This window comes from Mesorhizobium sp. M1A.F.Ca.IN.020.03.2.1, assembly GCF_004023205.1.
Classification (GTDB): Bacteria; Pseudomonadota; Alphaproteobacteria; order Rhizobiales; family Rhizobiaceae; genus Mesorhizobium.
Genome location: NZ_RZSV01000170.1, coordinates 1 through 12559, shown reverse-complemented (window position 1 = coordinate 12559; position 12559 = coordinate 1). Strand labels below are relative to the sequence as shown.

The window sequence follows — 12559 nt, the reverse complement described above, 5'->3', positions numbered from 1 at the left end:
CACCGACCTCGAGAACTGGCTACGCGCCAACCACATCGATACGATCGCGGTCGTCGGCTACATGACGCATAATTGCGACCTGTCGACCATCATCCATGCGGTGCATATGGGCTTTTCCGTCGAGTTCCTCTCGGATGCCAGCGGCTCGGTTCCCTACGCCAACAGCGCCGGCTACGCGTCTGCCGAAGACATCCATCGCGTGGTGAGCGTGGTGCTGCAGTCGCGCTTCGCCGCGGTGCTCAAGACCGCCGAATGGATCGATTGCCTGAAGACCGGCGCCCTGCCGGAGCGCGACACGATCTATGCGTCGAACCAGCGGGCGCTGACGCGGAACGCTGCCTAAAGCATTCACCGTTTCACGGAAACGGCGAAATGCTCTGGCTTTTTGTTTTTGACGCAATTCCGGACGGAAAACCGCTCACACTTTTCCTGGAACTGCTCTAGCCGCACCAACGCCAAAAGAAAAAGGGCGCGGCAGCAGTGCGGCGCCCTTCGTCATTTCAGCTCCTAACGCTGCCTAGAACAGGCCCTCGATCTGGCCCTGCTCGTTGAGGAAGATCTTCTCCGAGGAGGGCGACTTGGGCAGGCCGGGCATCGTCATGATCTCGCCGCAGATGATGACGACGAAGCCGGCGCCGGCCGAGAGCCTGACCTCGCGCACCGGCACGGTATGGCCGGTCGGCGCGCCGCGCAGGTTTGGGTCGGTCGAGAAGGAGTACTGGGTCTTGGCCATGCAGACCGGCAGATTGCCGTAGCCTGCCTGTTCCCAGGCATGCAGCTGGTCGCGGATCGATTTGTCGGCGATCGCCTCGTCGCCGCGATAGATGCGCTTGACGATGGTGTTGACCTTCTCGAACAGCGGCATCTCGTCCGGGTAAAGCGGCGAGAACTGCGAGGCGCCGGATTCGGCGATCTCGACGACCTTCTTCGCCAGGTCCTCGATGCCGGCCGAGCCTTGAGCCCAGTGCTTGCACAGAATCGCCTCGGCGCCCTGCGCCTTGACGAAGTCCTTCATCGCCTGGATTTCGGTCTCGGTGTCGGTGGTGAAGTGGTTGATCGCCACCACCGCCGGCACGCCGAACTGCTTCACGTTCTCGATGTGACGGCCGAGGTTGAGGCAGCCCTTCTTGACCGCTTCGATGTTTTCCTTGCCGAGATCTTCCTTCTTGACCCCGCCATTCATCTTCATGGCGCGCACGGTGGCGACGATCACGGCGGCCGCCGGCTGGAGCCCGGCCTTGCGGCACTTGATGTCGAAGAATTTTTCGGCTCCCAGGTCGGCGCCGAAGCCGGCTTCGGTCACGACGTAGTCGGCAAGCTTCAGCGCCGTCGTCGTGGCGACGACCGAGTTGCAGCCATGCGCGATGTTGGCGAACGGGCCGCCATGCACGAAGGCCGGGTTGTTCTCCAGCGTCTGCACCAGGTTGGGCTGGATGGCGTCCTTCAAAAGCACGGCCATGGCGCCGTCGGCCTTGAGGTCGCGGGCATAGACCGGCGACTTGTCGCGGCGGTAGGCAACGATGATGTCGCCGAGGCGCTTCTCAAGATCCTTGAGGTCGGTGGCAAGGCACAGGATCGCCATGACTTCCGAAGCGACGGTGATGTCGAAGCCGGCCTCACGGGGGAAGCCGTTGGCGACGCCGCCCAGCGAGCAGATGATCTCGCGCAGCGCCCGGTCGTTCATGTCCATGACGCGGCGCCAGGCGACGCGACGGGTATCGATGCCGAGCTCGTTGCCCCAGTAGATGTGGTTGTCGATCAGCGCCGAAAGCAGGTTGTGGGCCGTGGTGATGGCGTGGAAGTCACCGGTGAAGTGGAGGTTCATATCGTCCATCGGCACCACCTGGGCCAGGCCGCCGCCGGCGGCGCCACCCTTCATGCCGAAGTTCGGGCCGAGCGAGGCTTCGCGGATGCACACGATCGCCTTCTTGCCGATGCGGTTCAGGCCGTCGCCGAGGCCGACCGTAGTGGTCGTCTTGCCTTCGCCGGCAGGCGTCGGGTTGATGGCGGTGACGAGGATCAGCTTGCCGTCCTTGTTGCCCCGCACCGATTTGATGAATTCGGCCGAGACCTTCGCCTTGTCGTGGCCATAGGGCAAAAGGTGCTCGTAAGGGATGCCGATCTTGGCGCCGATCTCCTGGATCGGTTTCTTCCTGGCGGCGCGCGCGATCTCGATGTCGGACTTCACTTCGGCCATGACGGCTTTCCTCTGGATTGTGCGGTGGAGGGGACGGGTTCGATCACTAAAGCAATTCCAGGAAAAGTGTGAGCCGGTCTTCCGTCCGGAATTGCGTGAAAACGAGGAAACAGGGCGGTTCTGCGTTTCCGCCCGGACGCAAGGGCATGTTCTAACCCTGTCGCGGTCACGGCGTCAACTTTCATGCAACTATGTTTCCTGTGAAGAAATTATTGCGTTCCCGGCCGACCTTCCTAAGGGTCTTTGGCGCCCGGTCGTTGCGAGCGTATAGAAGCCAGAGCAGGGATCGTTCCGCCGTCTCAAAACAGCCGCGCAATGCGCGGAATGCGACAGACGCGACGGCGCAAATCCGCCACCGTGCTGCGGTGGCGGCAGCGCTATTGGCTGAGCACGTTGCTGATCTCGACCATGTTGGAGCGCACGCGCAGGATATAGAAGCCCATGGTCGTCAGATGCGTCGGCAGCAGCCAGCCGTCCTCGCGGCCGTTGGCGATGATGAAGGGCTGGATGCGCAGTGCCGAGACGAATTGCGCGTCCATGGTGTCCCACAAATTCTGCAGGTGCTTTTCCTTGATCACGTCCTCAAAGTCGGCCTGCGCCGCTTTCATCAGGCCGTAATAGGCGTAGAGCTGGCCATAGGCGAACCAGAAGCGGTCGTCGGCGCGGAAGTCGAACCAGCCGTCATTATGGTTCTCGGCGCGCTCCTTCAAGATCGCGGAGGTCGAGCCGATGTCGCTGGCGATGCGGTCGATATATTGCTTCAGATTGTCGGCGCGGGCATCGAACGTCGCCTGACAACTGGCAAGGCGAGCGTTGAAGGAGCGCAGCTTGCGCACCGCGTCGCGGTAGTAGCTCGGCGTCGGCGTCTTGGGGCCGAACGGGTTGAGGCCGAAATACCAGGTCTCTTCGTCGAATTGCAGATTGCCGCGTGCATCCTGCAGGTCGGCGTCGATCTGCGAGGTGGTGCGCACGCGGCCGAGATTGTCGGCAAGCTCGGTGGCGGTGCGCCGGACCGCCTGGTTGATGCCGCGCTGAAAAGAGGCCTTGTTGTCCATCCACGGCGTATGGTCCCAGTCGATGCCGAACAAGCCGAGCTTGTAAAGGATCATCGAGGAGACCCAGGCATTCTGGTTGACGTTGAAGTCCGTCAGATCGGCAGCCACCTGGGCTATCCCTGAGTTGCCGCAGGTCTTGGCGGTGTCGGTGCCAGCGCCGGCGGAGACCTGCTCGCCGGCCGAGACGCTGCGCTTCTCGAAGGTGTATTTGTCAGGATAGTTCGGGTCGAAATTGTTCCACCACTGGGTGGCGTAGAAGAAGTTGGCGTAAAGGCCGATCAAAACCAGCAAGGCAAGGCCGACCACCGCCTTCAGGATCCAGCCGCGCTGGCCGTACCAGCGGCCGGCCCATATGAACGGCCAGAGAATAATGCCGACGACGAAGCCTATGCCGCGGCCGATCCACTGGAAAATCCGGGTGAAGAAACTCACGATCGGATCAAGCATGGCTCTCGTCCCCCCTCAGTCCGTCAAGCCGTAAAGGCGCGCGCGGAATGCCGCCTTGTCCTTCAAATATGTGGTTTTCAGAACGTCCACAACATGCGATCGCCACGCATCGCTGAAGCCGTCGAAGTCCTTGTAGAAGCCCGGTTTGTTGAAGACGTAGCGCGAGACGAAGTCCTGTGGCACGAAATCCGAGATCAACTGATTGGTGAGCCAGGCATCGGGATGATCGGGCTTGGCGCGCACAACCAGGAAGCGCTGGCGCGGCGGCACATCTTCAAGCTTCAGGTGGCCGAACTGGGCGATCTCGCGCTTGGCGGCGTTGAGGAAAGGGAAATTGCCGTCGCTGGCAATCAGGTCGGCATGGCTGTGGATCCAGGTCTGCAGCCAGACCTTGTCGACGTCCGTCAAGTTGCGGTTGGGCTCGGCATCGCGGATCAGTGCCCTCACCACCATCTCGGCGCGGTGCTCCAGATAGCCCGAGGTCTCGATCCAGGAAGCGCGCGGCAGGTCAAGACGGCCGGTGGCGGCGAGGAAGCGGAATACCTTGTCGGCGTCGTTGATCGACAGATAGCTCACCTGCCAGGGCCGCGAGCGGCGGAAGCCGGGCGCAGCCGGATCGCTGATCACCGTCGTCATGTCCGGGTCGACGAAGACGTAGAGCCCGCCGAAATGGCTGGTCCAGTAGGCGTTGTGGCGGAAGATCACCTGATCGGGCACCAGCGCGTTCTCGCGGATGTCGCCGCAGACCTTGGCGAGGCCGACCATGCGCTCGAGCATGGCGTTGTCGCGCCAGGCGTCGGGTTCCTGCTTCAGCCGGTCGACCAGCTTGCCGAGCTCGGCCGCCTTGCCGAGCACGTCCTCGGCCGACAATACCTTGAACTCGACCTGATTGATCGACAGCAGGTCCTCGATGTCGTCGACCTTGGGGACGGAGTCCTCGATCTCGCCGTAGATGACGTCCTTGATGGTCAGCGCGTCGATGGCACGCTGGTTCTTGGACATGAACTCGAACATCAGCTGCGAGGTGTTGGAGAAGGCGGTGTGCACGACCGGCAAATCGATCTGCGACGGCGTCAGGATGATGAAGCGGCGGTTGACCTCGTTGGGATCGAGATAGCCGTAATCGCCACATTCCTCGGCCACCTCGGGCGAGAAACCGGTGCGGTCGATCTGGAAGCTCGTCAGCTTGGTCGGCTCGAGGCCGAAGGCGACGAGAGCCTTGTTGTAGCGCTGGATGAGATGCGGCTCGTCGACGACGAGCAGCCTGCCATAGATCAGCTCGTTGTCGCGCAGAAGGTCGGGCTTTTTGGCGGGACGGGTCATTGGCAAAGGTCCGACGGATGTAGCCTCGAAAGGCGAACCGGCAACGCCGACGCCCCCCTCTCCCCGTTCTTGACGGGGAGAGGGTAAGGGTGAGGGGCGGCGCCAACGATCAAAGATTTGTCTCCCCGTAGCCGCTGGCAGCAATAAATCGAAGCTCGTGCGTCTCGATCAGACAATCGAGACGGCATTCGATCGCAGCAAGTATGGTTTCGAGCACCTCATCCCGCTTCTTCAAGACATCGACATTCCAGAAGCGGAGAACGGACCTATTGTTTGAGATCAGGAAGCGATCCCTGATCTGGTCGTAGCTGTCGCCTGCATGCTGGCTGCCATCGACCTCGACAACGAGCTGGCACTCCCTGCAGGCAAAATCAGCGAAATAATTGCCTATCGGAAACTGCCGCACAAACTTATGGCCATTCAATCGTCTGTCGCGCAGTTCCATCCAAAGAGCTGTTTCCGCGTCGTTATCCGACTGCCGGAGGCGTCTTGCCCGTTTCGTTGTAGCGACTTCTGGTCCACGCACGGCGCTGCCCCTCACTCTTACCCTCTCCCCGTGAAGGACGGGGAGAGGGAGGCGCCGACGTTGGCACCACATCCTTCCGCACTTGCGGGCAGCGAAGGAAGCCTACGCATTCCAAAGCCCCTTCTTCTTCAGCTCCTCCATCTCGCGCACGGCGCGTTCGCGCAGCCGCGCGTCGCGCAAAAGCTTCTCGACCGCCGCGTCGTCGGACTTGTCGGAGTAGCGGAATTCGGAATCGGCGTAGCGGTTGATCTCCTGCATGACCATGTCCATCGAGAACGGCCCGCGCAACTCCTCGATCATCGCCTTCTTGTCGTCGTAGGCCTTGTGGATGAAGGCTTCCGGCTTCTCGAACCAGTCGTCCGGCAGCTCGATATCCATGGCGCGCATCTTGATGGCGTCGGTCACGTTCTTGATGGCGCGGCCGGTGAAGCGCGGCTCGGCATCCTTGATCATGTGCAGGTAGGTGCCGATATCGGCCATCGTCTTCGGTGCGCCGTTCTCCTTCATATAGCGCTCATAGACCTTCATCAGCCCGTCTTCCTGCGGCTTCTCGTGCTCCTCATAAGCCGCAGTCACGGCGCGCTGGATTTCCTGCGCGGCATAGAGCTCGTGCTCGCCCAGCGGGATCTTGTGGTTCTTGCCGGCGAGCAGCACGAAGATGTCGATGTAGTCGTCGCGGCTCTGGGGGCCGTCGACCAGCCAGCGGGCGCCGGCGCGCTGGCGCAGCGCGTCGTCGACATTTTCGGGGTAGTTGGAAAACATGCCGAAGGAGCAGTTGCCTCGCACCACGGTGGAAGCGCCGGCAAAGGCGTCCATGAGCACGCCGGTGATCTCCTGCTGGCCGGCGGATGCACGGTCGTCCGAGCGGCGCGCCGCCACCTGGTCGATGTCGTCGATGGTGCCGAAACCGATGGCCCGCGGATTGAGCACATTGTTGATGAACTGGCGGCAGTTCTGGCCGGACTTGCCCTGGTAGGAAGAAATCTGGTCGACCCCGAAATTCTCGTAGACGAAGGGATAGCCGGCGACCTGACAATAGTTGTTGAGGAGGCCGGCGATCATCTGGATCAGCGTCGTCTTGCCGGTGCCTGGCGCGCCGTCGCCGATGAAGGTGAACAGAAAGCCGCCGAGCTCCACGAAGGGGTTCAGCTCGCGTTCGAAATCATAGGCCATCAGCATCTTGGCAAGCTTTACCGACTGGTATTTGGCAATGTGATTGCCGACGACCTCTTCCGGCTTCTTGAAGGTCATCACCAGCGGCTTCAAGCGCTTGCCGGGCGCGACGTCGAAACCGTCGAGGGTGAAGTCGTCGGCATCAATGCGGATATGCGCGTTCTCGAACGGACCGATGCCGTCGAAGCGCCCCTTGCGCGCGAGCAGCCCGTCGATGGCGACGCGGGCGAATGCGCGCGCCCTGGTCATCAGATCGGCATCGTCCTTGGAGCCGGCAATTGCCTTGTCGAGGCCTGCCACGATCGACTTCACCGCGTCCTGCGGCGTGTCGAACAGGAAGTCGGGTTCGGGACTGTCGTTCGGCGCCTCGCCTTCGCTGTCGATCAGCTGGAACAGGTAGGAGGCGAAGCTGAAAGCCGAAACATAGGCGGAGGCCGACAGCAGCTTCTTGAATCTCGCCGCCTCGTCGCCTTCGAGCGGGGCACGCGCGTTCTTGGCCTGCAGGCTTTCGAGATCGGATCCTTCGGCAAAGACATCCGATACGGCCAGCGCGATCGCGAGCCCTCGCCGGGCGCGGTAGAGAAGCATGTGCTGCGGGATGCTCATCAGCTGGTCGTCGGGATGGATCGCGGCGACCGTTTTCGACAGTTCGACCTCGCGCGTGCGGCGCACCGAACCGGCCGAGACGGTCGAGACGAAGCGCCGGTTGGTGCCGGCAAGCGCGGTGCCGGACTCGCGCGATGGATCCTCCAGCACGACGATGCGGGTGATGAAGCTCTGCGCGGTGGCGCGATGCTTTTCGATTGTCGATTCCGAGATCGTGGTCAGCCCGGTGTCCATTACGGATGCTCCGCGGTTCGACGGTCACACATCGCTGATGACCTGCCCTTTGGACAGGATGTGGACCTTGTAGCCGGAAAAGATCTTCTGCGCTTCGCCCGCGGCATAGAGCGCCTGATAGGCCTCGTGCGGGATCAGCGCGTGGTTCTCATAGCTGGAGACGCCTTGGCGCGCGGCTTCGAGGTCGTCGGTGTTGATGAAGAATTCCTGCGTCGTCTTTTCGCTGGAGAACAGCCCCTTGCGGCCGGGCTTCTCGGACTTGGAAAAGACTTCCTGGATGGTCCAGGTCAGCAACCAGGCGTTCTCCGGCTTGCGCACCTTGGCCAGAACCTCGGTAACGGTCGAATTGTTCTCGGTGATCCCGGCCGTATAGAACGGGCCGAGCACGACGCGCCGCAACTGCTTCGGGTGCAGCGGCTCGAAATCCTTGTCGAGATTGACCGCGATGGTCGCCGGCGACAGCGTGTAGGCGGAATTCTTCTCGGTGAAATCGTCGAAGCGGTGGGCAAGCTCGGGGTTGAGCAGGCCATCGACAGGAAGCGGAATGTCGATCTTCTCGTTCAGCTTGCCGTTCGCGTCGACGAGCTGTCGCACCATGCTCTCGGAGGAGTCCTCGACCGTCACCATATAGATCAGCGGCAGGTTGGCGCTGCCGTCGAACGAGGCCCAGTGGACGAGGTAGTAAGGCCGCATGGTCTTCGGATTGACCGAGACTTTGGCCGTCTGCGCCAGGGTGAACGGACCGAAGGTGGTCTCGCTCTTGACACCCTCCAGATAGAGCCGCTCGGCCATCGACCTTTGCAGCGCCACAGGCAATTCCTTGTGGCGCAGGATGAAGTCGGCCATCTCCTCGCGCAACTCGCCGGCCTGCGGAATGTTGGCCAACCGGCTATCTGCCTGTCGGCGGTCGTTCTCCAATTCGAGCAGATTCTGGAACACCGGATAGCCGCTGTCGGCGCGCGAAATGCGGAACGTATCCATGAAGCCCAGCCGGTTGCGCCAGCAGTCGAATGAGTTTTCCAGCCGGGCGATGTATTCGGCGACGATCTTGGCGACGATGCCGTGCCGGTAGAGCGGCGAGCGATCGTCGCGCATGAACAGTTCGAGCCCGCTCAGCGCTGCGGTGATGGCGAAGAAGTAGCGCGCCGCCGCTTCATTTTCGGGGGTCATGGCACCGCCGTGTCGAAGAATGCCGTCACACCGCCTACTGCTGCACGTAGTTCGCCGAATTGTGCTTCTTCATCACCTCGTCGAAGCGGCGGGCGAAGGCGTCGTCGGCGAGTTTCTTGCGGCGCTGGATGTCGGCGGTGGCCACCATATTCTTCTCGTGCATCTCCAAGAGATCGCCGATGTGCTTCTGCGAAGCGGCGCCGATGCCGGCCATCGTCTCCTCGGCCGTGTTGTCGACCTGGCTGCCCAGCGTGTTGATCTTGTGGGCAACGTCCTGCTGGGCGGCCGTCTTCAGCGAGTCTTCCAGAGCTTTGTAGAGCACGATGCGCTGCTCGGTGTCGATTGTCAGCTTGTTGATCAGCGTCGACTGCGCGGCGATCTGGTTGTTGAGGGAATCGACAAACGTCTGAAACATCGAGGTGTAGCGCTCCAGCGTCTGGCTTTCGGCCAGCAGCTCCTGCTCCTTGGCCTGCTTCTCGTTGTACTCGGTCGCCATCTTCGAACGCTCGCCCTCGAGCTGGGTGCGTTCCTTCTGGCTGGTCGAGGCGGCGATCTTGTTCTCGATGTCGAGCAGCATCGGGTTGAGTTCCTCGATGCGTTTCTGCACCGCCTCGAGATTGGTCATAGTCGCCTTACGGCGCTCGATCACCTGCGACAGGCTAGCTTCGGAGGTCTTGTAGCGCTGGTCGAGGATCTGCTTCTGGGCTTTCAGGATGCCGACGATGGTGTCCGATTTCGCCAGCAGCTCCTGCAAATTGCCGGCGAGCGACATGTTGCGCACTCGGTCGGTGCGCATGCGCTGCTTGCGCTGCTCGGAGAAGACGCCGACGAGATTTTCCCAGCCGGTGTAGCTCTTCATGCTCTCGAATTCGGCGCCGAAGACATTGGTGGCGTCCTCCAGCCCGATGATCAGGTCGGCGATATTGCCTTCCATGATCTTCTGCTGTTTCAGCACGTCCTCGATGCGGGCGTTCTCGAGGTCGAAATTGGCATCGCCGATCTTCCTGTCGGCCTGCGCGAGCGTGTCGAGCACGGTTCCGGACTGCTCGATCTTGGTGCGCATGTCCTCGACGACCTGCTTGGTCTTGGCAATTTCGGCATCGAAATTCTGCAACGTCGCCATAGGGGCCTCCCGCTTCGGCATCCGGTTTCGTGTCGCACGTCGCCGAATATATGTGGGGGCTCAAGGGATTGAAAGAAGGAAGACAGGGAGACATGGCAAAACAAAAGAATTGGCCAGGTCCTTGAAAGATAAGGCAAGCATGCTCATGCCGGAGTAATGCGCGCCGCCTTCAGGCAGCTTTAGCTGGTATGCCTTAAGCTCTTGTTTTTGCGGACAAGCTGCGGCGCTGGGAAGTGTGCAAATCTGTTGTGCCGAATCGTGGCAATCAAGCGGCCATCAGCCGGCCGATGGCAGCAATTGCCCAACTTAGTCGGAAGTCGCGAGGCTCCCCGTCTCAGTTGCGGGCAAAGCCGATGAAGTCGTCGGGCGCAGCCCTGCCCATTTCCTCTTCCCAGTGCCGGCGGCAGAGCGAGACATAGACGTCCTTGCCGATCGCCACCTGCTCGCCTTGCTTTGCCACCTTGCCGTCGGGACCGAGGCGAACGACCATCGTCGCCTTGCGGCCGCAGCGGCAGATGGTGCGCACTTCGCGCAGATCGTCGGCGATGGCGAGCAGCGCGCGCGAGCCGGAAAACAACTTGCCTTGGAAATCGGTGCGCAGGCCGTAGCACATGACCGGGATGTTCAGCCGGTCGGCGATGCGGGCCAACTGCCAGACCTGCTCCTCCTCGAGGAACTGCGCCTCGTCGACGAATATGCAATGCACGGTGGTGTGCTCATGATGCTCGGCGACGCGGGCGTAGAGATCGTCGCCGTCGCGGAACATCTCGGCCTCGGTCTCGAGACCGATGCGCGACGAGATCAGTCCCTTGTCGCCGTTGCGGTAATGGCCGGCGACGAACAGCATTGTCGTCATGCCGCGTTCGCGATAGTTGTAGGATGCCTGCAGGAGCATCGTCGTCTTGCCGGCATTCATCGTTGCGTAGTTGAAGTAGAGCTTGGCCATATGGGTGTTTAAGCTCAATTGCCGCGGGGCGGGGAAGGGGCCGCGGGCTCCTTCCACCAAAAAAGCGGGCCCGCCGGAAAGCGCGGCATGTCGCTGAATGGCAAGCGCGCGCCGTTGATCGCGGTGTGGAACCGCTTGAAACCGCATCAAAATGGTGTTTGGCTGGCGAAACAAGGCGGGCGCAAGAACCGTGACTTCGCGCCGCTTTAAAAAACCGCAATGGGAGAAAGTTCATGTCGCGTATGAAATCCTTCGTCGCCGGCCTCGGGCTGGCGGCGCTTCTGTCCACGACCGCGGCCTATGCCGGCGATCCGGCGAGCTGCAAGGCCGTGCGACTGTCCGATGTCGGCTGGACCGATATCCAGGCAACCACCGGGGTGGCTTCGGTGCTGCTCACCGCGCTCGGCTACGAGCCGCAGGTGATCCAGCTTTCGGTGCCGGTGACTTATGCGTCGCTGAAGAACAAGGACCTCGACGTCTTTCTCGGCAACTGGATGCCGTCGATGACCAATGACATCAAGGACTATACCGCCGACGGCTCGGTCGAGACGGTAAGCACCAACCTGACCGGCGCCGGCTACGGCATCGTCGTGCCGACCTATGTCGCGGATGCGGGCGTCAAGACACTGACCGATCTCGGCAAGTTCAAGGACAAGTTCAACGGCAAGATCTACGGCATCGAGGCCGGCAATGACGGCAACCGCATCATCCTCGACATGATCAAGAACCCGAAGGACAATCTCGAAGGCTTCGAGCTGGTCGAGTCCTCGGAAGCCGGCATGCTGACGCAGGCCGAGCAGTCGATGAAGAACAATGAGTGGATCGCCTTCCTCGGCTGGACGCCGCATCCGGTGATGGGCGCCATGAAGATCACCTATCTCGACGGGATGGGCGACAGCGGTTTCGGCGCCGCCACCGTCTATACCAACACGCGCAAGGGCTACACCGCCGAGTGCCCGAATGCCGGCAAGTTCATCTCCAACCTGAAATTCAATCTCGATATGGAAGGCGAGATGATGGACGCGATCCTGAAAGGCGGCGATGCCCAGACGGTCGCCACCGACTGGCTGAAGAAGCATCCGGACGCGATCGCGCCCTGGATCGCCGGCGTGACCACCTTCGACGGCGGCGATGCGGCTGCGGCCATCAAGACTGCGCTTGGGAGCTGAGCCGGCTTTGAGTCCGGCATGATCTCCGGAAAGGGGCAGCCGCTGGAAAAGGCTGCCCTTTTTCATATGCTGTGAGAAGGTGACCGCTCGGCAGGGGCGGCAAGGACCAAAGAGGGGAAAGATGGATCCGATCTCGAAATTTCTGGTCGCCTACAAGATTCCCATAGGTCCATGGGGCAAGGCCTTCTTCGGCTTCCTCACCGAAAATTTCGACACCGTCTTCAGGGCCTTTTCGAACGGCCTGAACTTCATCCTCGACGGGGCGGTGGACCTCCTGCTGATGCTGCCGCCGGTGCTGCTGGCGCTGGTCGTCGCCGTCATCGCCTGGTTCCTGCAACGCTCGCGGCCACTCGCCATCGGCGTCTTCATCGGCCTCATCTTCATCATCAACCAGAACCTCTGGAAGCAGACGGTGCAGACACTGGTGCTGGTGGTGGCCGCCGCCGCCATGGCAATGGCGATCGGCGTGCCGCTCGGCATCTGGGCGGCGCACAAGCCGAAGGTCTACCGCGTGATGCTGCCGGTGCTTGACCTGATGCAGACGCTGCCGACCTTCGTCTACCTGATCCCGGTGCTGACGCTTTTCGGGC

At 61.6% G+C, this 12559-nt stretch carries 12 protein-coding genes; 4 read left to right on the top strand and 8 right to left on the bottom strand.

Annotated elements, in window-relative coordinates; all coding sequences use genetic code 11:
- Positions 1-343: isochorismatase family protein (locus EOA79_RS22965; RefSeq protein WP_128293296.1), on the top strand; the 343-nt coding region annotated here is incomplete at its 5' end.
- Positions 344-517: 174 nt separating this feature from the next.
- On the opposite strand, the gene EOA79_RS22960 is transcribed toward EOA79_RS22965, so the two are convergent.
- The 8 genes from EOA79_RS22960 to EOA79_RS22925 all read right to left on the bottom strand — a co-directional run bounded on the left by EOA79_RS22960 (position 518) and on the right by EOA79_RS22925 (position 10800).
- Positions 518-2197 carry a formate--tetrahydrofolate ligase gene (locus EOA79_RS22960; RefSeq protein WP_095823295.1) on the bottom strand — a complete coding sequence of 560 codons (1680 nt, stop codon included), beginning with the start codon at positions 2195-2197 and terminating at the stop codon, positions 518-520.
- A 377-nt stretch (positions 2198-2574) separates the two neighbouring features.
- Positions 2575-3699 carry a DUF2333 family protein gene (locus EOA79_RS22955; RefSeq protein WP_095777276.1) on the bottom strand — a complete coding sequence of 375 codons (1125 nt, stop codon included), beginning with the start codon at positions 3697-3699 and terminating at the stop codon, positions 2575-2577.
- Positions 3700-3714: 15 nt separating this feature from the next.
- Positions 3715-5022 (bottom strand): DUF6638 family protein, encoded by a 1308-nt coding sequence (locus tag EOA79_RS22950; protein ID WP_095823294.1) that lies wholly within the window; start codon positions 5020-5022, stop codon positions 3715-3717.
- Between the two features lie 109 nt (positions 5023-5131).
- Entirely contained in the window at positions 5132-5548 is a 417-nt protein-coding gene (locus tag EOA79_RS22945) for a DUF559 domain-containing protein (protein WP_095823568.1), read from the bottom strand.
- Between the two features lie 102 nt (positions 5549-5650).
- Positions 5651-7561 (bottom strand): ATP-binding protein, encoded by a 1911-nt coding sequence (locus tag EOA79_RS22940; protein ID WP_095823293.1) that lies wholly within the window; start codon positions 7559-7561, stop codon positions 5651-5653.
- A 24-nt stretch (positions 7562-7585) separates the two neighbouring features.
- Entirely contained in the window at positions 7586-8731 is a 1146-nt protein-coding gene (locus tag EOA79_RS22935) for a hypothetical protein (RefSeq protein ID WP_095823292.1), read from the bottom strand.
- A gap of 34 nt (positions 8732-8765) precedes the next feature.
- A complete protein-coding gene (locus tag EOA79_RS22930; protein ID WP_095823291.1) occupies positions 8766-9854 on the bottom strand; it encodes a hypothetical protein in 1089 nt (362 codons plus the stop codon).
- Positions 9855-10188: 334 nt separating this feature from the next.
- Positions 10189-10800: a thymidine kinase gene (locus EOA79_RS22925; RefSeq protein WP_066994253.1), complete on the bottom strand. Its 612-nt coding sequence runs from the start codon at positions 10798-10800 to the stop codon at positions 10189-10191.
- An 87-nt stretch (positions 10801-10887) separates the two neighbouring features.
- Here EOA79_RS22925 and EOA79_RS34145 point away from each other — a divergent pair, with 87 nt between their 5' ends.
- From EOA79_RS34145 to EOA79_RS22915, 3 genes are all read left to right on the top strand, one after another.
- Entirely contained in the window at positions 10888-11010 is a 123-nt protein-coding gene (locus EOA79_RS34145; RefSeq protein ID WP_259979959.1) for a hypothetical protein, read from the top strand.
- 23 nt (positions 11011-11033) lie between these two features.
- Entirely contained in the window at positions 11034-11969 is a 936-nt protein-coding gene (locus EOA79_RS22920) for a choline ABC transporter substrate-binding protein (protein WP_095823290.1), read from the top strand.
- Between the two features lie 121 nt (positions 11970-12090).
- On the top strand, positions 12091-12559 hold a 469-nt coding region (locus EOA79_RS22915), incomplete at its 3' end, for an ABC transporter permease subunit (protein ID WP_128293294.1).